Source organism: Streptomyces sp. NPDC057565 (assembly GCF_042801455.1).
Lineage (GTDB): Bacteria > Actinomycetota > Actinomycetes > Streptomycetales > Streptomycetaceae > Streptomyces > Streptomyces yanii.
The window spans coordinates 1-23,719 of record NZ_JBHVFU010000073.1 but is presented as its reverse complement, the minus strand read 5'-3'; the positions used below and the strand labels follow the sequence as shown (position 1 = coordinate 23,719).

General features: G+C 68.0%; 19 protein-coding genes and 2 pseudogenes. 12 read left to right on the top strand and 9 right to left on the bottom strand.

From position 1 onward, the window contains the following. Positions 1-246 precede the first annotated feature (246 nt). The 5 genes from ACFU8W_RS46295 to ACFU8W_RS46275 all read right to left on the bottom strand — a co-directional run bounded on the left by ACFU8W_RS46295 (position 247) and on the right by ACFU8W_RS46275 (position 8,285). Positions 247-783, bottom strand: a complete 537-nt coding sequence (locus ACFU8W_RS46295) for an SMI1/KNR4 family protein (protein WP_384051559.1) — start codon at positions 781-783, stop codon at positions 247-249. 681 nt (positions 784-1,464) lie between these two features. Beyond that, complete coding sequence (locus tag ACFU8W_RS46290; protein ID WP_384051556.1) at positions 1,465-3,102, bottom strand: family 20 glycosylhydrolase; 1,638 nt, start codon at positions 3,100-3,102, stop codon at positions 1,465-1,467. A 6-nt stretch (positions 3,103-3,108) separates the two neighbouring features. Then, on the bottom strand, positions 3,109-5,637 hold the full coding sequence (locus ACFU8W_RS46285) for a beta-glucosidase (protein ID WP_384051553.1): 2,529 nt from the start codon (positions 5,635-5,637) through the stop codon (positions 3,109-3,111). Positions 5,638-5,697: 60 nt separating this feature from the next. Continuing rightward, positions 5,698-7,044, bottom strand: coding sequence for an MFS transporter (locus ACFU8W_RS46280; RefSeq protein ID WP_384051550.1), 1,347 nt, complete (start codon positions 7,042-7,044; stop codon positions 5,698-5,700). A 35-nt stretch (positions 7,045-7,079) separates the two neighbouring features. Further along, the gene (locus ACFU8W_RS46275; protein ID WP_384051547.1) at positions 7,080-8,285 is read right to left on the bottom strand and encodes a glycoside hydrolase family 1 protein; all 1,206 of its coding nucleotides are present in this window, start codon (positions 8,283-8,285) and stop codon (positions 7,080-7,082) included. Positions 8,286-8,379: 94 nt separating this feature from the next. Here ACFU8W_RS46275 and ACFU8W_RS46270 point away from each other — a divergent pair, with 94 nt between their 5' ends. The 3 genes from ACFU8W_RS46270 (at position 8,380) to ACFU8W_RS46260 (ending at position 11,041) form a co-directional block, all read left to right on the top strand. After that, positions 8,380-9,534 carry a TetR family transcriptional regulator gene (locus ACFU8W_RS46270; protein WP_384051543.1) on the top strand — a complete coding sequence of 385 codons (1,155 nt, stop codon included), beginning with the start codon at positions 8,380-8,382 and terminating at the stop codon, positions 9,532-9,534. A 35-nt stretch (positions 9,535-9,569) separates the two neighbouring features. After that, entirely contained in the window at positions 9,570-9,956 is a 387-nt protein-coding gene (locus tag ACFU8W_RS46265) for a DUF6228 family protein (RefSeq protein WP_384051540.1), read from the top strand. A 380-nt stretch (positions 9,957-10,336) separates the two neighbouring features. Further along, a complete protein-coding gene (locus ACFU8W_RS46260) occupies positions 10,337-11,041 on the top strand; it encodes a hypothetical protein (RefSeq protein WP_384051537.1) in 705 nt (234 codons plus the stop codon). 23 nt (positions 11,042-11,064) lie between these two features. Here the strand turns inward: ACFU8W_RS46260 and ACFU8W_RS46255 are convergent. Both ACFU8W_RS46255 and ACFU8W_RS46250 read right to left on the bottom strand, forming a co-directional pair. Beyond that, a pseudogene (locus ACFU8W_RS46255) lies at positions 11,065-11,142 on the bottom strand (hypothetical protein); the annotation flags it as partial. A 62-nt stretch (positions 11,143-11,204) separates the two neighbouring features. Further along, positions 11,205-12,050 carry a hypothetical protein gene (locus ACFU8W_RS46250; protein ID WP_384051534.1) on the bottom strand — a complete coding sequence of 282 codons (846 nt, stop codon included), beginning with the start codon at positions 12,048-12,050 and terminating at the stop codon, positions 11,205-11,207. A gap of 902 nt (positions 12,051-12,952) precedes the next feature. On the opposite strand from ACFU8W_RS46250, the gene ACFU8W_RS46245 reads away from it, so the two are divergent. Next, on the top strand, positions 12,953-14,539 hold the full coding sequence (locus ACFU8W_RS46245; RefSeq protein WP_384051532.1) for a hypothetical protein: 1,587 nt from the start codon (positions 12,953-12,955) through the stop codon (positions 14,537-14,539). Here ACFU8W_RS46245 and ACFU8W_RS46240 read toward each other — a convergent pair. After that, the gene (locus ACFU8W_RS46240) at positions 14,507-14,674 is read right to left on the bottom strand and encodes a hypothetical protein (RefSeq protein WP_384051529.1); all 168 of its coding nucleotides are present in this window, start codon (positions 14,672-14,674) and stop codon (positions 14,507-14,509) included. The genes ACFU8W_RS46245 and ACFU8W_RS46240 overlap by 33 nt on opposite strands. Before the next feature lie 30 nt (positions 14,675-14,704). On the opposite strand from ACFU8W_RS46240, the gene ACFU8W_RS46235 reads away from it, so the two are divergent. Continuing rightward, positions 14,705-15,103 carry a DUF2750 domain-containing protein gene (locus tag ACFU8W_RS46235; RefSeq protein ID WP_384051597.1) on the top strand — a complete coding sequence of 133 codons (399 nt, stop codon included), beginning with the start codon at positions 14,705-14,707 and terminating at the stop codon, positions 15,101-15,103. Between the two features lie 222 nt (positions 15,104-15,325). On the opposite strand, the gene ACFU8W_RS46230 is transcribed toward ACFU8W_RS46235, so the two are convergent. Next, on the bottom strand, positions 15,326-15,664 hold the full coding sequence (locus ACFU8W_RS46230) for an ankyrin repeat domain-containing protein (protein WP_384051526.1): 339 nt from the start codon (positions 15,662-15,664) through the stop codon (positions 15,326-15,328). 580 nt (positions 15,665-16,244) lie between these two features. Here ACFU8W_RS46230 and ACFU8W_RS46225 point away from each other — a divergent pair. The 7 genes and pseudogenes from ACFU8W_RS46225 (at position 16,245) to ACFU8W_RS46195 (ending at position 23,013) form a co-directional block, all read left to right on the top strand. Next, the gene (locus ACFU8W_RS46225) at positions 16,245-17,969 is read left to right on the top strand and encodes a lamin tail domain-containing protein (protein WP_384051523.1); all 1,725 of its coding nucleotides are present in this window, start codon (positions 16,245-16,247) and stop codon (positions 17,967-17,969) included. Between the two features lie 668 nt (positions 17,970-18,637). Continuing rightward, positions 18,638-19,063 (top strand): hypothetical protein, encoded by a 426-nt coding sequence (locus tag ACFU8W_RS46220; protein ID WP_384051520.1) that lies wholly within the window; start codon positions 18,638-18,640, stop codon positions 19,061-19,063. Positions 19,064-19,474: 411 nt separating this feature from the next. Further along, positions 19,475-20,065, top strand: a complete 591-nt coding sequence (locus tag ACFU8W_RS46215; RefSeq protein WP_384051517.1) for a hypothetical protein — start codon at positions 19,475-19,477, stop codon at positions 20,063-20,065. 173 nt (positions 20,066-20,238) lie between these two features. Further along, positions 20,239-20,596 (top strand): annotated as a pseudogene (locus ACFU8W_RS46210) (hypothetical protein). 51 nt (positions 20,597-20,647) lie between these two features. Beyond that, positions 20,648-21,415 (top strand): transposase, encoded by a 768-nt coding sequence (locus tag ACFU8W_RS46205; RefSeq protein WP_384051514.1) that lies wholly within the window; start codon positions 20,648-20,650, stop codon positions 21,413-21,415. Positions 21,416-21,710: 295 nt separating this feature from the next. Beyond that, positions 21,711-22,220, top strand: coding sequence for a polymorphic toxin type 44 domain-containing protein (locus ACFU8W_RS46200; protein ID WP_384051511.1), 510 nt, complete (start codon positions 21,711-21,713; stop codon positions 22,218-22,220). Between the two features lie 427 nt (positions 22,221-22,647). Then, on the top strand, positions 22,648-23,013 hold the full coding sequence (locus tag ACFU8W_RS46195) for a hypothetical protein (RefSeq protein ID WP_384051508.1): 366 nt from the start codon (positions 22,648-22,650) through the stop codon (positions 23,011-23,013). The last annotated feature ends 706 nt before the right edge of the window (positions 23,014-23,719 follow it).

Below are 23,719 nucleotides of genomic sequence, written 5' to 3'. Positions count from 1 at the left end.
GCCCGCGCCCGCCCGGCCCGCCCCGCTGGGGCCCTCCCGGGGCTTTTAATCGGCCCCCGCCGGGGCTCGTTGGGGGGCCCCCGGGCGGGCGGCCCGGGCGGGGCGCCTCCCTGTTTTGTGCCGCTGTATGCGTCAGCGCGAGCCGCGGGCCGCTGCCTCGACGAAGTCCGAGAACGCCTTCGACGTCACCTTGAAGGCGGCCGCGCCACCACCCGCAGGCTGAAGTAACGCCTACTGCCGGACGCTCTAAGGCTGCTCGTCGGCCCACGGTCCGACCCAGGATTCGTCCCGCAGCTTCCTTGCCTCCATGTACTTGTGGGTTAGGTGCCCGTCTAGCCATGCCTGCATCCACTGGGGGAAGGTCAGGTCGAGTTTGTGGCGGTCGCCTTCCTCCCACCACCACATCTGGCCCTCGGGATGGCGGCAGTCGAGCAGCACCCACATCACGCAGCCGAAGTCGCACAAGAACAGCACGCCTGGCGGCGGGGCGGGCGGATCCTCTGGGGCCAGCTCGGCGTTCAGGTAGTCGAGATAGCCGTTGACCATGCCCAGCTCTTTGTCGTTCAGAGGCGAGAAGCCGAGGAACGGGCCGACGCCGCCGTCGGCGATCTCCAGGTAGAGACGACGGACCAGCGGCGGCAGCCGGAAGCCGATTGTGCGCTCCGCGTCCTCGACCGTGTCCAGCGAGGCGGGTTCGGGCGTCGTCAATGTTGCGGTCGAGTCGGTGGGCCGTCCCGCCTTCACGCGAGCGCGGACGGCCTCGAACAGTTCGTCATCAGTCACATAGCGATCTTTGTACGTCCATCGGAGAGCTGGCCAGGGCCTGCCCGGCGGATCAGGGCGCCGACGGGTGGCCGTCACCTCTTCAGTGCAGATGGGGGTGCCAGGGGGCGGCGATGTCTAGCAGCTCAAGCGCATCGCCATGAGTGAACCTCTCGGCCACCCACCGATCCTGCTGATCGCCCGACTGGAATCCCCACGCCGCGACGGCCGCGCACTGGCTCCGTCCGTCTTACCTCAGGGCAGGTGGCGCTGTCTCAGGAATGAGTAGCTGTTGTCGTTCCGATCTTGAGCGGTGTCCGTCGAACGGGAGTCTCGATTGAGTGGTCGCAGGGCGCTGGGCGCATACGAGCAGGGCCTCCTGAACAGCTCGTTGGTGTCGAATCACCGAGCAACAACAGGAGGCCCTGGTGCTGCAGTCTTCCGTGTCGATGGCCGGGCAGTCCAGTTTCGTCACCCTGCACGTGATGTGCCGCTGAACACCGCGTTCTCATGACGCGAGCGGGGATCAGGTACCCCGTCCCTCCGGAGGCCGACCCGCTCGTGCGCCCTGGACTGCGCCCACGATGACCTCGTGACCCGCCCCCGCTTCCGCGAACCGGCGACCTCAGGGGACTGAGCCGCGCGGGGCTGAGCTCCCGCGGCCGGGAGGGCAGGCCCAGGAGGACCGGAGTCGTACCCCGCTCAGTGCCAGTCGACCGACGGCGCCGGGAACCACATCAGTCCGTGTCGACGCCAGGCCGGTGCCTGGGCGGCCAGGCGTCGGCGGTACTCGGGCCAGTTCTGGCCCGAGCCCGGGGTCCAGGCCCGTTCGGCCATGCCCGGGAGGCGGGGCAGGAGGAGGAACGTGAGGTCGTCGATGTCCGTGACCGTCTCGCACCAGACCGCCGCTTCGAAGCCGACGACCTCGTACCCCTCGTCGGTGTCGATGCCGGGGATCGGCGCGGTGTAGGCGTCTTCGAGCGTGACCGGCGGATACGTCGGCAGCCCGAGGCGCTGCCTGCGGGACTCGGCTTCCGCATCCCGCGCCACCTCGGCGTAGGGGCGGTCGAGATAGGCGTTGCCCGTACGGGAGACGATGACGCGGGCGCGCGAAGCCCTCAGTCGGTCGGCGTCGCCCGCCGCTTCCGCGAAGGTCTCCGTCAGCTGCGCGACCAGCACCGGCGGAAGCGCGGCCAGGAAGGGGTTCTCCGGGTCGAGAGGCATGTTGTCGTCAATCCAGAACTGCACCAGCTCGCCGGGCCCGCCCTCCGCGCGCACCGTCTCCTGCCAGCCGACCGGTTCCTTGCCCAGCTTCCGTACGACGCCCCGCGCGTACGTCACGAAGGCGGCGTGCGCCTCCGCCGGCATGCCGAACGCCTCGTCACCGCCGATGTGCAGGTACCGGCCGGGGGTGACGGCGGCCAGATCGGCGAGGACATCGCGCACGAACGAGCGTACCTCCGCCCTCTCCGGGTCGAGCCACACCGGTGCGAACGAGCCGTCGTGCACCTGCGCCAGGAGTTCTTCCAGGCTCGCCGGAGCCGGGGCGACCTCGCCGTCGGAGAGCCCGTGACAGGCCGCGATCGCCACCCGGCTGTGCCCCGGCATGTCGATCTCGGGCACGACCGTGATGAAGCGTGCGGCGGCGTATGCGACGAGATCCGCGTACTGCGACCGCGTGAAGAACGTGCCCGGCTCGGCGTTCGCGGTGAGCGCGGGACGCGAGGGCGTCTCCAGCCGCCACCCCTGGTCATCGGTGAGGTGGAGGTGCAGGACGTTGAACTTGTACCGGTCCAGGAGGTCGATGACCCGGCGCACCTCGTCCGCCGAGAAGACCGTCCGTACGACATCGAGCGAGAGCCCGCGCCACGCCAGCGCGGGTCCGTCCGTGACGTGTACCGCGGACAGTTCGACAGCGCCGGCCTCCGCCGGGGCACTCTCGGCGAGCGCGGCGAGCGTCGTCAGGCCCCGGTGGACTCCCGCCGGCGAGGCGCCCGTCACGCGGATCCCCTCGGGGGAGACCTCCAGCACATGGCGTTCGGTGCCGTGGTCCTCCCCGGAAGGGACCACACCGCGCGAGGGCGTGATGCCGACGAACGCGGGGTGGTCCGGGTCGACCTCGGCGAGGACGCCTCCGGGGGCCTCGCCGCCCACGACGGGAGAGGGGAGGGCGATACCCGTCCCGGTCCGCAGCCGCCCGGCGAAGAGGCCGAGCGGTGCGAGGAGTTCGGATGAGGCGGCGACGAGGGTCGTTGTGCGGGTGAGTCGGAAGGCCCCGTCCCCGGCTGCGACGTGCTGCGGTTTCGGCAGGAGGAGGGTGTTTGGGTTCGGTGTGGTCACGACGGATCAGGCCTCGGTGTCGGTGTCGGTGTCGGGTGCCGTGACGACGGTCGTGTGGGTGAGGTCCGCGATCGAGGTGCCGATCCGCAGCTCGAACGCTCCGGTCTCGACCTCCCAGGCGTGCGCCTTCTCGTCCCAGTGGCGGAAGACCCGCTCAGGGAGCTCGATGCGCGCGCGTACGGACGCGCCGGCGGCGGCCCGTACGACGGCGAACCCGGCGAGCCACGCGGCCGGCCGCTCCACCGACGAGCCAGGCCGCGCGAGGTACGCCTGTACGACCTGCTTGCCGGAGCGGCTTCCGGTGTTGGTGACGTCGAGCTCGACGACCCGCGTACGGCCGTCCTCCCGGACACGCGGCTCACCGAGCTCCCACGTCGTGTAGCCGAGTCCGGAGCCGAAGGGGAGGGCCGGCGCGGCCCCGCCGCGCTCGGCCTGCCGCAGCCACGCGCGGTAGCCGATGTGGACGCCCTCCGTGTAGTCGAGGCGGCCCTCGGCCGGGTCGACGTTCCAGACGGGGACGTCCTCCTCCCGTGCCGCCCACGTGGTGGGCATCCGCCCGCCGGGCTCACGGGCACCGGTGAGGACGTCGGCGAGCGCGTGCCCGAACTCCTGTCCGGGGAACCACGAAAGGACCACCGCGGAGACCTCGTCCAGCCACGGCATCGTGACCGGCGCGCCGGAGTTCACCACGACAACTGTACGGGGGTTTGCGGCGCGGACACGGCGGACCAGCTCGTCCTGCCCCGAGGGGAGGGAGAGCCCGGGCCGGTCGAAGCCCTCCGACTCGATCGCCTCGGTCGTACCCACGACCACCACGGCGATGTCGCTCTCCGCCGCGAGCGCCACGGCTCGTTCCAGCTCCTCGGCGGGGTCTCCGAAGACGTCCTTCTCGCCGAGGGTGATCAGCGCGAAGGCGGCGCTCTCCGCGGAGGAGGGGGTGAACACCAGGCGCATGTCGACGCCCTGCCCCTCGCGGAGGTCGAGTTCGTGGACGCGGTTCGGGGGGTTAAGGACGGCCACCACGATGTCCTGCTGGTCCGGGAGCACCGGGCTGGTGTGCACGGTCCGTCCGTCGAGCTCGAAGCGCAGCAGGCCGAGCCCCGCGAAGCCGAGGTCATGCCGTCCGTCGCGCGTGGCGACGAAACGGGTCGTGATCTCCACCTCCGCGGCCGCCATCAGCTTGGCGTCGAAGAGCCAGGCGAGACGGCCGCTGGGGAACACCTCCTCGTCGAAGACGTTCCCGTCGGCGTCGAGATAGCGCACGCGCACGCCGTTCTCGCCCGTGACCGGGTCGACGACCGAGGCGCGGCCGAGCGGCCGCAGCTCATCCACCGGCGGCAGCCCGGGGGCGTACGAGACGACGTCGTCGCCCAGTGCCTCGCGGAGCCCGTCGTGGGGAGTGACGACGTACGCGGGGAAGACGGTGGCCGACCCGCCGCCCTGATTACGGGAGCGGAGGGCATGCTGCCCGATCAGCGCGACGCGCGGACGGTCGCCGCCGTCGCCCGCGAGGGGCAGCAGTCCGTCGTTGCGGACGAGGACCATGCCGTCGGCGGCGGTCTCGCGCAGCAGGGCCGCGATCTCGGCGTCGTCCCAGGGGGCGAACGGAGTGGCGACCGGAGTGGCGACCGGCATGGTGTCCGGCGTGGCGTCGGGCCCTGTGGCCGGGTTCTCGGCGAGGGCTCCGACGCGTTCGGCGAGGAGCAGTAGCCGGGCCACCTTCTCGTCGATCGCCGCCTCGGGGACGCGGCCTGCGCGGACCGCCTCGACCAGGAGGTCTCCCCACGGCCCCTGCGGGCCGGGCATGACGAGGTCCTGGCCGGACCGCGCCGAGGGCTCGGTGTCGCGCACCGCGGTCCAGTCCGAGATGACGACGCCGTCGAAGCCCCACTCCTCCTTCAGCGGCGAGCGCAGCAGCGGGTTCGCGGACATGGTCACGCCGTCCACGGAGTTGTACGAGGACATCACCAGCCACGCGCCCTCCTCGACCATCCGCTCGAACGGGGCGAGGTAGAGCTCGCGGAGGGTCTTCTCGTCGGCGCGCACGTTGACGGTCATCCGGTCCGTCTCGCTGTCGTTGGCGATGTAGTGCTTCGCGGTCGTCGCGACACCGTGCGCCTGGACGCCGCTGACGTACGCGGCGCCGAGCTCGCCGGTGAGGAACGGGTCCTCGCTGAACGCCTCGAAGTGACGCCCGCCCCGCGGGGAGCGGTGGAGGTTGACGGTGGGGCCGAGGACGACGTCGACGTCCTTGCGGCGGGCCTCGGCCGCGATGAGCGCGCCGAGGCGTCGTATCCGGTCGAGATCCCAGGTCGCGGCTACCGCCGAGGCCGCCGGAAGGCTCGCGGACGGGTCGCGGTCGTCCATGGCCGTGCCGCGGACGCCGCTGGGCCCGTCGGAGACGACGATGGAGCGGAGCCCGACCGCGGGCTCGTCGTGCAGCGACCAGACCGACGCGCCGGTGAGCAGGCGGACTTTCTGCTCCAGGCTGAGCCGGTCGACCAACTCGGTAAAGCGGGGCGAGGTGAACGTCATGTCGCGTCTGTGCTTTCTTTTGAGGCGAGGGAGGGAGAACGAGGGGAAGGGGAAAACAGGTCAGCGGACGCTGCGGATGGGGAGGATGCAGAGGGCGCCGAGGGTGGCGACGACGCCGACGACGGGATAGAGCGCGGCGTAGCTGTCGAACGCCGTCACGACGGCCCCCGCCGCGACCGGCGCGATGGTGCCGGGGAGTGTCGCGGCCAGGTTGAGGATCCCGAGGTCCTTGCCGTGGTCGCCGGCGTTGGGCAGGACCGAGCTCATCAGCGCCTGGTCCACTGCGACGAACGCCCCGAATCCGGCGCCGACGATCGCATTGGAGACCACGAGGCCCGCGACCGTCGGCATGGCGAGCGGGATGGTCGCGCCGCCCGCGATGAGCAGCCCGGCGATCAGGGCCGGCGGCTTGCGGCGGCCGATCCGGTCGGACAGCGGCCCGGCGATCGCCGTGGCCAGAATGATCCCGGGCAGTGCGACGAGGCCGAGAAGCGGGACGATGTCGGTCGCTTCCTTGAGCGAGAGCCGGATGTACTGCTGCGCGAGATACAGGTTGTACGTGCTGAGCATGTAGTAGCCGCCGAACAGCAGCATCCGGCCCAGGAAGCCCCAGAAGAAGTCGGGGTGACGCACGGGATTCACCCAGAAGGCGGTGACGAAGGCGCGGAGCGAGAACGGCTCGCGCGGCTCGCCGCGGTTGTCGCGATCAGGAACGAAGACGACGAACAGCACGATGCCGAGGAAGACGACGCCGCCGAGAACCTGGTAGCCGAGGGTGATCCGTTCGGCGAAGAGCGAACCGACGAGCGGTCCGACGGCCGCGCCGAGGATCGTGCCGAGGCCGGCACCGGTCGAGTACCGGCCGCGGAACCGCTCGGGCACACGGTCCGGCAGTACTGCGGCCAGCGGTCCCTGGAAGGCGTTGAGGCCGAACTGGATGACCATCACGCAGACGGTCAGCGCCGCGAGGCTCGAAGTCAGGCCGGTGGTGAGCAGCGCGACGGAGCCGATGAGCCCGCCGACGAGCATCCACGGCCGACGGGCGCCGAACCGCGAACGGGTCCGGTCGGAGAGGACACCGATGACAGGCTGCGCGACCATCGCCGCCACGGCCGCGAGGGTGCTCACCACGGCGAGCCCGGCGACCTTTCCCTCTTCGCCTTCCATGAGCTGTACCTGGAGGGCGAAGAAGAAGGTGGACGCTCCGTAGGCGATCGGCGCGAGCGCCGACGCCCAGGGCGCGGCGAGGAACAACCGGCGCAGCTCGCGGGGCAGTTGTCCGCCCGCCAGCGAGGCCGTCCCGGTGCCCGCGTCTTCTGTCGGGAGGGAATCGGAAGGGACGGAATCAGAAGGAGGGGAATCGGGAGAGAGGGAACCGGCGGAGAGCGAATCCGGTGGCAGCGACATCGTTGGCCCCAGGGAAGTGGGTGAGTGAGACGCGGTCAGACGAGACCGTTGCGGCGGGCGCAGGCGCCGAGCCAGGCGAGGCTCGGCTTGGGGGTACGGCTGAAGGTCTCGCGGTCGACCGCGATGAGACCGAAGGTGGGCGCGTACCGGCCCCACTCGTAGTTGTCGAGCGCGGACCAGTGCAGGTAGCCGCGTACGTCGATGCCTTCGTCCACCGCGTCCTGGAGGTGCCGCAGCGCCTCCCCGGTGTAGGCGATGCGACGGGAGTCGTCGGGGGTGGCGATACCGTTCTCGGTGACGAGGAGGGGCACCCCGCCGGCCTCCGCCCAGGCGCGCCGGAGCGAAATGCCGAGCGCGTCCGGGCGGTAGGCCCATCCGGTGATGGTGTTGTCGGGGTGCTCCGGGTGGGGCACGGGGCCGCTCGCGTCGACGGGCTGGCTCGTGTACGCCTGCACCCCGACGAAGTCGTCGTCGCGGGCGACGTCCAGGTAGAACCCCTCCCAGTCCCGGTGCACGCGCCGGAACACCTCCTCGTTGCCCGGGGTGGGCTCGAACGACTGCTGGGCGATGGTCCAGCCCGCCTTCGCGCCCGTCGTCCCACGCACGACTTCGACGGCCCGGCGATGCACGGCGGCCAGGTTCTCGGCGACGGCGGCGTCCGGCCGGATGTCCGCCATGAGTCCGCCGAGTTCGGTGGCGGCCTGCCCGGCATCGGCCGCCAGGGCCTTCATGGCCGCCTCCCGGACGCTCGCGAACACCGCGAGCATGTTGGGCTCGTTGATGGTGCACACCCACTCGACGTCGCGCAGGGCCGGGGCGACGAACTCGATGTAGCGGGCGAACCGGTCCGCGGCGCCGGGGGCGAGCCAGCCGCCGGACTCGGCGAACCAGCGGGGGAGCGTGAAGTGCTGGAGGGTGACGACCGGCGCGAGGCTGAGGTCGAGCGCGGTGTCCACCATCCGCCGGTAGTGATCGAGCCCGGCGCGGGAGAACTCCCCGTCGGACGGCTCGATACGCGCCCACTCGAACCCGAAGCGATAGGCGTTGAGCCCGGCGTCGGCGAGCAGCCGCATGTCCTCGGGGTAGCGGTGGTAGCTATCCACGGCATCGCCGCTCCGCTCCGGGAGGGGCGAGCCGGGAGCGTTCTCCATCGCCCACCAGTCCGAGTTGACATTGTTTCCCTCGATCTGGTGCGGCGAGGTCGCCGCGCCCCAGAGGAAACCGTCCCGCAGCTTCGTCATGGCGCTGTCCATTCCGTTGTCGATGCCCCCGACGAAAAGTTACCAACGTGGTGGTAAATTTTGGGGGAGGTTAGCACACCGGGATACTGGGGTCATGGGAAGCTCACGAGGTCCGTACCGCACAGGGCGGGAGCGCGCGGCGCGCATCCTCGACGCCGCGCACGCCCTGTTCATCGAGAACGGGTACCGGGCGACGTCACTGCGCGACGTCGCCGCGGCATCCGGCATCTCGCACCCCGCGCTGCTGCGCCACTTCGGCTCCCGCGAGGAGATCCTCACGGCCCTGATCGGGCGGCTCGACACCGCCTACGGCGACTGGTCCGTGGAACGGACCGACGGAGCCGTCCTCGCGGCGGCCGGGATCGCGCGAAGGAACGAGACGGTCTTCGGCTGGATCGAGCTGTTCACCGCGCTGTTGGGGGAGGCGACCAGCCCCGACCACCCCGGCCACGAACTCATGCGCCGTCGCCGCGCGGTCGGACTGACCCTCGGGACGCAGCTCCTCCTGCCGCTGAGCACCGACGAACGCTCCGCGTCATTCGCGGCGCTGCGCCTAGGCGCACTCTGGGACGGCCTTCAGATCCTCTCGCTCTACTTCCCCGGCGAGATCGACATCCCTGGCCAACTCGCCGCCCACGAATCGGAATTGGCGCACAGCGGCGTCCCCAAGGCCCCGGCCGAGACCGGCGATCCGGTCACCTGCCCAGCCGCGCCCGCGATCGACCCCGACAGTCGCCGCCGCGCCCTCGAAGCCGCCGCGCGCCGCTACGCCCGGCAGGGCTACCACGAGGCATCGATGCAGTCGATCGCCGACGACGCCGGCCTGACGAAGGCCGCCCTGGTCCACATCGCCCGGACCAAGCGCGACCTGCTCGACGCCGTGCTCACGGAGGTCATCGACGCCCCGAGGCCGGAAGGCGAGGACTCGGCCCAGTGGCTCTACTCCCTTCCGCAGCGCCCCCGTTGGGTCACCGCCGCAGACGTGGTCCTGATGTGCGAGGCGACGGTACCGGCGCATCCCGCACACGCCTTCATGACCAGGCGCCTCGCCGAGGCCAGGCAGAGCGCCGCGTCCGCCCTGGCCACGACGGGACTCCCGCCGGCCCAGGCGGCATCCGAAGCGGACCGCATCGTCTCCATCGGCCTGGGCGTCGTCATCTCCTGGCTCTACGACCCGGACCACGTCGACCCCCGAGCACTCCTCGGCGACGCTCTCGCCCGTATCCCGTCCTTCACCCGCTCCCAGTAGGCCGTTTCGTTTGGAACATCCGTCGTCAGTGGTGCATGGCAGGATCGCTGGCGCCCTCTGTCCGGTTGTTCGATTGGTCGCGGGCGGATGAGTACGAGTTCGCCTTCGCTGTGGAGGCCATCGATGACGGTGTGCGTGCACGGCTCGAGACCGTGACCGTGACGGTCTGGGACAACATGAGCGAGTTCTTTGATGGCCTCGCGCGCGACTTTCGTGGATGGGAGGGCGAGCGGGTCTGGGGCAACAACCACCTGGTCGTGACAGCGACGTTCGGCTCGGGTGGTCATGTGTATTTGGGCTGGACCCTGCGATCCGGCTTCTTCCCCGGCGACTGGAACTGCACCGTGACGACCGTGATCGAGGCCGGCGAAGGAATGACGGCCGTAGCCGCGGACCTGCGGTCATTCCTGCGCGAAGAGTAGGCCTCGACAGTCTGCCCGTCCCGAGCGGTTTCTCAGCCAACGGCTTGCTGTTCCGCGCGGGCGCGGGTGGCGGCGAGGCGGTAGACATCCCACGCGGCTAACTCGTCAAGCGGCTCGGGCGGGAATCTCTGCCGGGGTCTGGTTGGGGTATCGGTTGCACCTGCGGCTGAGCCCGAGACCCTGCCAGCTTTCGCCGGCAGCAAGTCCCTGGCCGAGAAGGCCACCGCGTTTTCCGCCGCCTACCAGCGCCCGCTCTTCCCGACCCAGCCCTTCACCGTGCCCCGCTGACCGGCGCCCACCACACGCCACCGGCTGGACAACAGCGTCCGCCCCCTTCACAAGCACGTCGTACGTACGGCTGCAGCAACGAGAGGTACCTGATGCCCGAAGGCGACATCTCCCCATTGGCAACGGCGATCCACCAGCTCGTTCAGTGGGTCGGCACCGGACGCTCTCTGACGGCCACAGGCGAACTCCGAGTTGCCGACGGCCTTGAACTTGTGCAGCTCCTCGACACCGGCGACCACCCATGCGGAGGCGCTGGCCTGGATCGCCTGTCCTCAACCCGAAGTCTTCCCGTCCTCCAGAGCCTGCTGCGGCTGGCCGTGGAAGCCAATCTGCTGCGCACCCAGCGGGGCCGCCTGATTCAGGTCAAAAGGAACGCGCGGCAAGCGGTAACGGCGGAGGGAGTCCGCCAGCTCCTCGTGGAGAACGCTCACCGCACAGCTCCAGCGACGCTGGCCCCTGATGTCGAACGACCCGACCTCGGAGATGCCGTCCTTGCTGCTCTCTGGAGGGAGTTGTCCCGGAACCGGCACGCATCCCTCGTCGTCTCCGAACTGACCTGCACGCTCTGGAGCGCGGTCGTGCCCGACACCGGCGCCATCGATCTGGCCCCGATCAGCAGCGTGAGCGCCGATGCACGAGCCGAATTTGCTGAGATGGTCGCTTTGGTGCTGATGGATTATGCCCAACTGGGGCTTGTGGCAATGGATCCAGAACAGACCCTGGTGCAGCTCACCTCGATCGGCAGCCACGAGGCCGACGAACGCCTCGTTCCCGCTGGAGGCCTCGACAGGCCCTGACCGCGGTACGCATGCCGTCCGCGCGTGTGCCCGAGGATCTCCTGTGTGATCACCTCGGGCACGCCGCGGTTGTGCAAGCGGCTGGCGAAGGCGTGGCGGCAATCGTGGAAGTCCGGCTACCAGTCCGTATGGTCGACCTTCACCGCCCCGGGGCCGGCCCTGCTCAGCCCTGCTGCTGCGCGGTGGCCTTCTTCACCTGCTCGGTGAGATCACCGGTCTGTGCGGCGGGCGGGGCCTTGATCGCGGCCGTGGCGCCGAACTTCTCGAAGTCCATCGTCACCGTCAAACTGCCGAACCGCTGCTTCATACGGACCGGGAGGTCCTTGGCACCGACCCAGATGTCCATGGTGATCGAGTCACTGCCGCCGGTCACCGAGCCGAAGAGGTTGTTCTGGTTGCCGTAGGCCTTCTTGAACTTGCCCATGTGCTCCTTGTCGATCACGGCCCGGTAGTGGGTCGCACTCTGCCCCTCGACGGTCTCCTTGCCGAGGTCATCGACGTTGTTGGCGTACTTCAGGCCCTTCATGGCGGCCGCTGGGCTGCCCGCGCCGGAGCTCGCCTGGAACGCCTCGGCGCCCTTGTCGCCGAACACCGCAGACGCGTCGATCTTCATCCACTCCTTGCCCTTGAGCGGGCCGGAAGGCTGCGGGTCGATCTCGTAGTAGTAGGCGCCGTCCACGAACACACCTCGGGTCTTGGCGGCGGCGTGCAGCTGCTGCATCTGGGCGGCCTTGGTGTCCATCAAGACGTCGAACGCGAAGCCATGGCCCCAGGAGTACGTGCCGTCCATGGTGACCGGGCTGGTCGTCGGCGTCTCGGTCGTCAACTTGACCTGGGCGGACCCCAGGTTCTCGGTCTGGTCAGTTGCCCGCGCCAGCGCCGCCATGATCACGTCGGTTCTGTCGACGGCCTTGGCGGCCGTCTTCGCGCCGTCCGTGCCGCACGCGGACGTCACCATCAGCGCCGCCGCCGTGATCCCTACGCAGGCCGCGGTGTACCGCAGTCTCATCTGTCCCACCCCACTGCTGTGATTCTGTTGTGGATGCCGACTCTAGCGGGGCCCAGTGACACCCCTCCTGGCATTTCCGGGGTAGCTCACGCGGCCGGCACCGCCCGCAATCGGCTCCTCGGCGGCCTCGAAATTTGAACCTGTGGCCTCATCCTTATCAGGTCGATCACTGGGCGCAGGCAACGTCGATGAACCCTCGTTGTCCCTCGGCTGGCTAGCCGCTGAGGTTCACCGTTGACCAGCGCCATTCGCGCTTGTTGGTGTCAGCCGCTGATGTCAGGAACCCGGTCCCGCTTGACGAGACGTACCTGTTTCTTCCAAAGAATTGATCGCCGCCTTTCGCCAACGAACGATCAGGACTGACGCGGCCGCCAGGATCATCAACCCGGCCAGGGGTGCTCCCCAGATCAAGAGTGCGAATGCGTCGCCAAGACTCTCCACAGTGCCCCTCCCTACGTCGCTGGAGCCTACTCGGGCAAGCTGTCCATGCGGTCGGGATGGGAGCCCACGACGCTCACCACGGTTTTGTGCCTTCCGTTTCCCCTCGGTCAGGGCTCCCTCGCGAGCCCCGGCCGGACTTTGATCCGCCGGACACCCCCTAACCCCCGCCTTGCGACCAGCACTTCAAGACGAGCGGTACCGACATGGCGGCACCGCCGGCCGACAGCGGCGACACGGACGAGGCCATCCGCACGAAGGGGCGGAGCACCAGGGAAGCAAGCCGGGGCCCGCCCGCTGGGACGCCAGCCGAACTTGTTGCCCGCCTGCTGGGAGGGCTCAAGGTGCGGCGGACAGTTCAAGCGTCAGAGACCTGGGGCAGTCCTAGGCTCGGCATTCTGCCCGATGGGCGGGCACACCGTAGAGAGCGGTCAGACGGCGGGATGCGAAGGCGGGAGAGAGCGATGGGCAAGGCGAGCAGGCGCAAGAAGGAACGCAATGGGCAGGAAGCCCGGCAGTGGACTGCCGCCGCCGCAGCCCGCGACGCGCTCGAGGACCGGACGGCCACGCGCCTGCTCCTCGAAGACAACCCCTACGCTGCCGCCCACTTCGCCGCAGTAACCGACAGAACGTTCATGCATGCCCTGTGGCATCAGATCCGCTCCCACCGGCCGCTCGACCTGGCGTGGCAGGAGGCGGCTGCCTGGATGTTCGGTGAAGCCGGGTACCCCGGCCCGTGGCCGCACACCACCCAGCTCATCGCCGGCTACGCCGTTTGGGAACGAGAGCAGCAGCTCGCTCTCTTGCAGCACGCAGAGCTCTGCGTGATCTCACCTGCGGCCCACTCGGCGGTCATGGCGGCTGCCATGACGCTGGACCCCGCAGATCTGCTCACCCTTGACCGTGATGCCGACATCCCTCTGCCAACTGGTCTCGTGGTCCTGCCGGAACCGGTCGTCAGCCTCAGCCGGAACACCGATCTGGGCGATCTCAGCGTTCTGGGCTGGACCTTCAACACGATGTACGGCCCCTGCGGCGAGGAGCACCCAGCAGTCGGGGTCAGCGGCATGTCCCGCACCGACGGCCCCACTGGGACCCCGTCGTGGGAGGAGTTCCTGGCAGAGGCGAAGGCCGGCGGGCACCCGATACCTCCATGGTTTCCTGCAGGGACCAACGGCATGCGCGCAGACGCCTCCTCAAGGACCACCTTGGCGCACGCCGAGGCAACCGTTGCTGCCCAGGGGCGGCGCATGCTCCACAGCGCCGTCGGAGATCTGGCCAGCGTCGACCATGAAGCGGCGCCTCACACCGCTCAGTGGAACGGTGAGCCGATCGAGGACCCCTACAACGACTTCCCGGAACGGTATCTCTTCGCCCTCTGGCGCCTCGCCGCCCAAGGCGTCACCACAGCGACCGGCCAAACAGCCCCGCCCACGAACGGCACCCCCCGTCCAGGCACTGATAGCGCACCCCTGACTCGGGACACCGGATCGATCCGCCTGATCGACTTGCGGAGGTCCCCGGACCGCTCTCGGCAGACAGGAGAATCCCAAGACGCACCGCGCTACAGCCACCGATGGCCCGTGCGCATGCACAAGGTCAACCAGTGGTACCCCAGCCTCGGCCGCCACAAGATCCGCTGGCGCGGCCCGTTCATCAAAGGCCCGACCGATGCCCCCCCTCCGTATCGCAGAGACGGTCTACCACTTGGGCACGTGAAAGCGGGCGAACAATCGACCTGCGCCACGTGGTGGGCATGGGCCCATGCCCGCAACGACGCCGCCGGTGGTGGGCCGGCCCTGCTGAAGCACGTACCGGCCGCGGCTGCCGTCTCCCGCCTGCAATCCAGGGCGACGCCCGCTGCGTGCCGGTGCCGCCTCGCCTCGCCCACCGGCTCCACCTGCCGTCCAACCCTCACGCCTCGGCCGCCCCGTCGCTCCTTCCCCCGACGTGCCCGCCTGCCGCTTCGTACCGCACGCTGCTCCTTCGCCATGCGCCCAGGCGAGCGGAACGCCGGCTCACAGCGTCGGCTTCTCATGCCGCTTGAGTAGTTCGGTGAAGAAGTCCGCCAAGAGCTGCTCCCCGCCCGGGCCGGTGAGCTCCCAGCCCCCGAAGCGGTAGATCTCGTATCCGGCGAGGCGAAGCCGGCGGTCTTCGGCGACCATCTCCGAGTACAGCCGCGGCACTGGGGCCCTCTGGTGCCGTGCTCAAGCGTGATGCTGAAGTCGGGACGATCCAGGAGGATTCAGGTGAGCACAAGCGGGGCTCAGGCAGCGGCCTTCTTCCGTGAGATCGCTCGGACTCGTACCGTTTGGTGGGTTCGAGACGACGACGGCAGTCCGACCCCGGTCTCAAGTTCTGGGCAACCAGCTTTCCCTTATTGGTCGTCGAAGACCCGTGCGCAGCGTGCCGCTCAGCTATGGGGTCCTCAATTTCGAGCTGTTTCAATGCAGCTGGATCATTGGCGATGCGCGGCTTTGCCGGATCTAGCCAAGGATGACTTCCGGGTAGGGATTAACTGGAGCGGACAGCGCCTAACCGGATGGGACTTCACCGTCGGTGAAGTAGTCAATCGTCTCATTCACGCGCTCGGCGAGCCACCATACGACCGGTAGATTCGGCCGAGTGACGGCTGTCGCAACCTGAGCGGGGCGAACGGGCTCTCACCCTGCGCGCCCGTGTACGTTCCACAGTGTGAGAGGTGTGGTTTACAGCGAGGCCGGTGCGGCTGGGGGCCGGCTTCACCGACCACTCCGCCAGCCCAGGGACCCCAGATTCCGCCCCAACAAGCGGCCGAAGAACCCCACCGCCAACCCTTAAGTAACCAGAGTCCGTCTTTAAAGACCGTTTTTGGTGTCCCCACGGGTGAGCCAGGCTTCGAAGAGAGCGTCAGCCAGCCAGTGCCTGCTGACGAAGGCCATGTGATGGGCTGACACTCCGGTCCCACCGTGCGAACGACGTGTGGGATCTGCACCTTGGGACAGCAGGAAGCACGTGGCATCCACATGGAGGGGCTCCCCGGTCTGGATGTGTCCGTCGATCTCTCCGTCGACGGCCCGGTGCAGGAGGGTGAATCCGTTGTACTCCTCGTGGATGTCAGCTCCTGCCGCCAAGAGGTCGCGCAGTTCCTCCAGCCGGTCCTGTTCGACAGCCAGGTGCGTCGGTGGCATCTCCATTACTGCACCTCCCCTTCAGCGGAGATCATCTCAGGTCATGGTCTTGGAGCGAGATGAGAGTAACCGGCCACTTCCGCCGACCTGTCGCGCCCTCAGGCAGAGGAACCTGGGGAATTGATGAGAATCCGCGAAAACGGCCAGGCCTGCTTCCGACTCCCCAGATGGTTGCCTCTTGAAGCAAGCGGGAAGTCCAGCGAGCTAGGGTCATGGGGTCGCCCGTCCCTTGATCGTTCGGTCCGATCCAGTTCGTCAAGGCGACGGGGGCCGACCGTCGGAATGAGAACCGGCGCCAGCCTGCCGCGCGGCAGGCGAGGGTCAAGCCATGGCCGGGCACGGAGCGTCGACTCCGGGCCTCGGGGAGCGCCGCTCAACGGATGGGCGCTGTACGAGGTATGGCGCCGCACCCGGTGCCCGGAGCACACTGCAACACGCGTAGAAGTGACATGCGGAGGACATCTTCCGGTCCCTCGCCTGCCACCCGGCCCGTCTAGAACTGCCCTGCCGCACGGCGTGCCCCCCCTGCACATCCCCGGTGCGGTGCTCCGCGAACAGTCCACAATCGCTCGCGAAAGGCACCCTCATGTCATCCCGTCAGATACCTGCCAGACGCCCCCGCCGCACCGCCGCGCTCGGCGCCGCCTGCCTGGCCGCCGCCATGTCGCTGGCCACGCTCACCACCGCCCCCGCGGCCAATGCCGCCACCGCGATCCCGTCGCAGGGATCGCCGACGCAGCTCGACGTCGGCAACTGGAACGTCGAGTGGTTCGGGGCGCCGGACTTCGGCCCGACCGACGAGGCGCTGCAGCAGCAGAACGTCCGCGAGGTCATGGCGGGCGCCGACATGGACGTGTGGGGCCTCTCCGAGGTCGTCAGCACCTCGGCGTTCGACCAGCTCGTGGCCGGCATGCCCGGGTACACCGGGGTCGTGGCCAACGACCCGATCGTGACGAACGGCGCGCAGTACTACTCGGACTTCAGCAACACCGAACAGAAGGTCGCCCTCGTCTGGCGCTCCAGCATGGCCACCCTGGTGAGCGCGAAGGTCATCCTGACCGGACAGAACAGCAACTTCGCCGGCCGCCCGCCGGTGGAGTTCACTTTGCGCGGCACGTTCGACGGTGTCACCCGTGACCTCGTCTTCATCGTCATGCACGCGAAGTCCGGGTCCACCCAGGACGCATGGAACCTGCGCAACCCCGCGTCGCAGGCCCTCAAGTCCTACCTCGACACGACCTATCCCACCCAGAACGTCTTCGTCATCGGTGACTGGAACGACGACGTCGACACCTCCATCACGCCCGCGAAGGCGTCGCCCTACACCAACTTCGTGAACGACGCGGCGCGCTACACGTTCCCGACGCGGGCCTTGTCGCTGGCGGGCGTGTCGTCGACGGCGGGGTATCCCGACTTCATCGACCACCAGCTCACCACCAACGAGGTGCAGGCGAAGTACGTCACCGGCTCGGCGACCGCCTTCCAGCCCCAGCCCTACATCCCGAACTACGCGACGACGACCAGCGACCACTACCCGGTGCTGGCCCGCTACAACTTCGTCCTCGGCGGTGGCGGCGGCTCGAACCAGCAGCCCACGGCGTCGTATACCCACTCCTGTGCGGCTCTCACCTGCACCTTCACCGACGGCAGCACCGATCCCGACGGCACCATCGTCAGCCGCAGCTGGGACTTCGGCAACGGCCAGACCTCCACGGCGACCAACCCGACCGTGACCTACGCATCGGCCGGCATCTACCCGGTCTCGCTGACCGTGACGGACAACGGCGGCGCCACCCACACCACGACCCAGAACGTCACCGTCACCGCCGGCGGCGGCAGCGGACCCGCCAACGTCATCATCAACGAGGTGCTGGCCAACGAACCCGGCAGCAACACCGCCGGCGAGGCCGTCGAGATCGTCAACACCGGCGGCACGGCAGCCGACATCGCCGGCTGGACCATCTGGGACGGCTCGGCCGTACGGCACACGTTCGCGGCCGGCACGACGCTGCAGCCCGGCAAGGCCATCACCGTCTTCGGCGCGAGCTCCGCGATCCCCGCCGGCATCACGGCAGTGGGAGCCAGCACCGGCGGACTCAACCTGTCCAACAGCGGCGACCAGATCATCCTTCAGGACTCCGCCGGAGCGACGATCCAGTCGATGAGCTACACCTCCAGCCAGGCGAACTCCGACGGCGTGTCCATCAACCGGAGCCCCGACGGCTCGGCGACCGGCAGCTGGGTCAAGCACAACACCATCAGCTCGCTCTCCAGCTCGCCCGGCCGACGCGCCGACGGGACGGCGTACTGAGCCCCGAACCGCCGGCACAACTCAGCAGTGATCGTTCAGCAGGGCACGCGCCGGTCGGCTGATGAAGGATGTGCAGTCCACCATCGGTTTCAGGCCCACGCGGACCGGCCGACCTGACAGCCGTCCACGCTCCTCACCAAGCGTGGGTGATCGGCCCGCGCTGCTCAACGAGCCCGGCCCAGGGAAGATCCGCGTACACCTTCCCCGGGCCGGGCGCCCGCAGCCCGATCGCCGCCGCTGGCCAGGGTCGGGAAACAACCGCCTCGACCTGCTCCCACATCGCGGCCAAGCTCGGCACTCAGGTGGGGAGCCAAGGTGAGCAGGTCTGGCCAACATCCGAGTCCCGGGTGGCCGTTTTCAGGAATCGCCATCAGAATTACGCGATCGTCCACAAATGGCGGTAGGCAGCCGAGAAGCAGCTTCTGAGGACACGCACGCCTTCGCTATCGTGGCCGCCGCCTTCGGCCCCGTCGCACCGTGGCCACCTTCCGCCTTCCGCCGACAGGGCCTTGTTCTCGGCGCGCCCTGGAAAGACGTCCGCGCGCCGCCTGTGAAGCAGGGCTTCCCCGCCCCGGCTCCGGTTCCGGGCGCCGACAGGCCGCCAACCCTGCCTGGTTTCAAGCTGATTGAGTATTGCGCTCAGGATATTTTTTTGCGATGATCGCAATATGGATCTGATCAGTGACATTGCAGCGGTCTGCTTCCCGCTACCAGCGCCGGGCTCGGTCACTCCGCCTGATCTCTACTTCGAGGCCTACGAGCAAGCTGAACACCGCCGCGCCGAGGAAGCGGCGAACCTGGAAGCCGCGAGCGAGGGCCTGGATGCCGACCCGCTGCTCCTGGCCTTGCAGGGCGCCCGGGCCCGCAAGGCCGCGGCGGACGCCGAGATCCGCCGACTCCTCGCCTACGGGCGGGAGTTCCACGGCGCCCGCCCGTATCGCCTGGAATCCCTGGCCGAGGCCAGCGGCATGACCCCCTCGGGTATCCGCACCGCCTACGGGGACAACGAGATCACCGAGGTGGCCCGGGCAATCCGCCGGGACCCGAACCGGCGCACCGTCAAGTCACCCACCGAGGAGGCCCATGACCGATGACCAGGACACCTGCCTCTGCCCCACCCCCTGGCCACGCCTCATCACCGTCATCGAACAACGCGAGTACACCGTCACGCCCGCACCCGTGCACAGCCCCGCTTCCGCGCTCTACCTCGCCCGCTGCGCTGTGTGCAGGACTCCCTACACACACCCCTGGAAGAGGGCCCTTCTACCCCCAGGCCCGGGTCACCGGCATCCAGTTGCACCGCTCGTAGCGGGCGCCGGCCGCTGAGAACGGGCATGCCCGCACGCAACGGCGTACCCCAGAGTGGCACGAGCCCGAGATCCGGATTCAGCAAAAGTTTTGGCACAAGGAAGCAGCCACATATGCGGGGGCAATAGGCCCTTAGAAAGCACTTTATCCGGACCCACTTTGATAGACCCTCACACGCTCCGCCCGAGCCTGGTAGTTTGGGCGAGCCGCGTAAACTGTTCAGTGTGCGGATAGAAAACAAGAACGCAAATGGGGGGTGGCTGTTGAGTATCGCATCCCTGGAGGCTGTGCTGCCGGGGCTGGTGGCGCAGCGTCTTGAGGTTCCACGGCGCATCGACTGGCAGGTGGTCTTCGACGGGTTGGGGACTGGGCTGCCAGACGACTACATCGCTTTGGCGGAGTCGTACCCTGGGCTGAAGATCGGGGAGTTCCTCTTTGTGACGTCGCCGGCCCCAGGAGGCGAAGCGGGATTCGTCGAGGCGAAGAGAGAGGATCTCGCCGGTGCCGAGGATATGGCGCAGAAGGAAATGCTCGGCGGCTACCCTGCGTTTCCGGAATCGGGAGGGCTGCTGCTGTGGGGCAGCTCGATAGACGGGGACGAGTTCTACTGGCGTACGGCAGGGCAGCCCAACGAATGGACAGTCGTTGTGGCCGGTCGGAATGACGACTGGTTCCACTACGAGGGCAGCCTCTCGAGCTATCTCGCCTGGTTGTGCTCCGGGACGGCCGCACCGCATGGGCTCCCTCCGAACTTTCCGGGGCCTGAACCCGTAGTTTCCGTCGGCTAAAGGGGCTCAGAATACTGAGGGTGCCTCCTGCGATTCAATCGGCTAAGGGCTGTCCCGTAACTGTTGGTCACGGAACTGGCCAGGGTGCGGAAACGGCGTAGCTGCTGAGTTCGCGGTGCCGGTATCGTCCGGTCTCCCGACCCGCCGTACCGGCGGCCTACGTTCAGAGAGCGATGCAGATGACCGGCCAGCAAGCAACGACGACCCTGTGGCGCCCCACCGGCCCCAAGGAGCTGGATCTGGTTCGGGAGCTGAACTGGCGTGCCTGGCCACCCCGGCTGCCCGAGCAGCCGATCTTCTACCCGGTCCTCAACGAGGATTACGCGGTCAGGATCGCGCGGGACTGGAACGTGAAGCACGATGGCGTCGGTTTCGTCACTCGTTTTGAGGTCGAGTCGGAGTTCTTGGGCCGGTATCCCGTCCAGCAGGCTGGCGGGCAGACGATCCTCGAGCTCTGGGTTCCGGCCGAGGAACTGGACGACTTCAACGCACATTGTCGGCGAGATCCAGGTAGTCCACGAGTTCCGCTGAGGCGGGGAGGCTTGCTGACGGGGCACGCTGGCCCGGTGCGATGATCCCGGCATGGCTGGTGTGATCACGGCGTCGGAGTCGTCCTGGATAGCCCCGTTCACCGGGCTGAGCCCTCGTGCCTTCGGGAAGCTGGTGACCGTGCTGCGGCGCGAGGGTGCGGACGCGGTCCGCAAGGGTCGGCCGTGGGGCCTGCCCCTGGAGGACCGGGCGCTGCTGGTCGCGGCGTATTGGCGCACAAACCTGACGATGCGCCAGCTCGCCCCGCTGTTCGGGGTGTCGAAGTCGGCGGCGGACCGCATCATCGATCACCTCGGGCCAATGCTCGCGCTCCAGCCCCGCAAGCGGTTCGCCAAGGACACCGTGCTCATCGTGGACGGCACCCTGGTGCCCACCCGCGACCACACCATTGCCAAGCAGTCGAAGAACTACAGGTACTCCACCAACCACCAAGTCGTCATCGACGCCGACACTCGGCTCGTCGTCGTGGTCGGCCGACCGCTGCCCGGGAACCGCAACGACTGCAAGGCATGGGAAGAATCCGGCGCCAAGGCCGCCGTCGGCAGGACACTCACGATCGCCGACGGCGGCTATCCCGGCACGGGACTCGTCATGCCCCATCGTCGACGCAAGGGCGAAGACCTGCCCGACTGGAAGGAAGCGCACAACAAATCCCACAAGCAGGTCCGCGCCCGTGTCGAGCACGTTTTCGCCCGAATGAAGACCTGGAAGATCCTCCGCGACTGCCGCCTCAAAGGCGACGGAGTCCACCACGCCATGCGCGGCATCGCCCGGATGCACAACCTCGCCCTCGCCGGATAAACGAGCGGGCCACACTATGGCCAAGCACACCCGAGGTGACCCATAGATCATTTACGGGACAGCCCTTATATCCACCGAACCAAGTGGAAGTTTTCGTGTTGTTGTCCGGCGGGATTCTCGTTTTGGTGTCCAGGTGGGTGGATGCGGCTGAGTGGCTGATTGGCGTTGTCTTACGGGGTGTTTGGGTTGGTGGGGGAGGGCGTTGGGGCTGGAGAGTGAGGTGAGGGTGGGTGGTCAGTGGTTGAGAATCGGCTGGTCAACAGGATGAACGCTCCCAAATAAGATCCAGGATCTGGTGACGAAATTCGAGGCGCACTTCGGGAAGGGCGAAAACGTCCAGGGAAGAGCGCTCCAGTTCACCGCACTTGGCCTCTGGGGGACGAGCGTCGCTTCCGGATCGGTCTGGGATCACAAGCCCAAGCTCAGGAATAAGTTCGGCCTGTCCGGCGAGAATGCAGACGACCTGCACTTCAAGATTCCGGGCGAGGACGCAGAGCTCTTCTACGACGTCTGGTCGAATATCCATTACGGGTTCATCGGGCGGGCCGCCGGATTCACCGGGGGAGCTCTGCACACAGGCGCGGAGGCAGACTTCGGGGGTGCGGTCGGCAGGACCGATCCTGGCGACATCCTGACCGTTCAGGCCGGAGTCGATATGTACGACAAGTACGGCGCCGATATGACGTACAAGGAATTCCAGACCGTCGTCCAAGACGTCATCGGTCAGCTCAGCGAATATCCTAACCTACAGTATCGGAGCACAGAGCTGAACCTCGGTAGGTGGCCGCACTCCCCCTACTACTAGGAAGTGAGTCGGGTGCCCCACACGGTGGGGCACCCGACAACCCGTTCGGGATGGAGAATCAGAAATTGTCCGGAGATTCGCAGGCCGCCCGCCGCCTTGTCGGTTGCTTGCTTGGTCCCGTTATGGGGGTTATCGCCGCCTACGGTGGAACCACGATGCTTGCGAGGGCCTGGAACGATTGCGAAATAGGAATCAACGCGTCAGCGAACTTTTGGTCCTTAATTCCCATATTTTTCGCCGTCTGGGTCGTAGTCGCACTGATCTGGGCCATCGCGTTTGGGGTGCTAGCCGGAAGGGGCCTGCTGCTCGCCTCCGCGGTGGCTGTACTCGCTACGCTGTGCGCCTACTGGGTCCTCATGGCGAGCTTGAACGCTCCAGCCGATTACCCGGTCAGCGTGAGTGCCTGCGCTCCGGACAATGCGCCCCCATGGTGGCCGGACTGGCTGCCTGTGTGATCGTGAGCAGGGCGAAGTCATCGGCGCTGAACACGGTCGACGAAAACGGTGCGGTAACCAAGATCATCAACAAGAATCAGGAGGTGCACAACGCCGTGAAGTCGGCGGCTGATCGTATGTGGCGCGCTCCTTCGATGAAGGCCATCACAGGTGGCGAATTCGAGGCGAACCCGCATGGGGTGCCACGGCTCAAGGGGGAACCCAGGCTGCCGAAGCTGCTGAACGGGGCCGGCGCGCTCGGTAACCTCCTCTTCATCTGGGACGGAATGCGTTCCCTTTTCCGAGGGGACCAGCCGTGTGATGTGATGGGAGACTGCCCGGTTCCTGAAGTCGCGTAGCAACTGACGGCCGGACGGACTGCAGCGCCCCTTTGCGTTCCGCACGTAAAGGGGCGGTGGCAGACCATCCCCAAGGGCGTCACGGTCGATTCGGGACGGTACAACATCACAACCGCGACCTGCGACAGCACCGTCTATGTGGATGTGCAGACGGTGCGGGGCAACATGGTACGTGTGTACCTCGAGATGGTGTGCATGTCGTGACACCGCCCTTGAGGACCCGTCACCACATGTGGCCGGTTTGACCGGACCGCGAGCAGGCTGAGCAGCCGCTCGGCTGGGGGTTCCCCAGCCGAGCGGCTTGCGTGGCCGGCGGAGCGGGCGTCGCACCAGGGGGCTGATCAGCATGCTGCGCAACCCGGCGCATGCCGGCACCTACTCCTACGGGCGCAGCCGCAGCGACCCCGCCCGGTGCAGGTCTGACCGTTCCCACAGCGGCTGGGAGCGGGGGCTGGAGCGCGGGGAGTGGCTGGTGCACATCGAGGACGTGCTGCCGGCCCATATCGGCGTCGAGCAGTACGAGCGGAACCTGGCGCGAATGGTTGCCACCGGGACCGCGCCAAGAGCATGGGAGCGCCGCGGGAGGGAAGGGCGCTGCTGGCCGGGCTGGTTGAAGTTTCCCCGTGATCTTGGACACTCGTCGGTTATGCCGCGAGGGCGTGTTGATGCCGCTGCCTGGTCTCGGCTGGGGTGAGGTAGCCGAAGG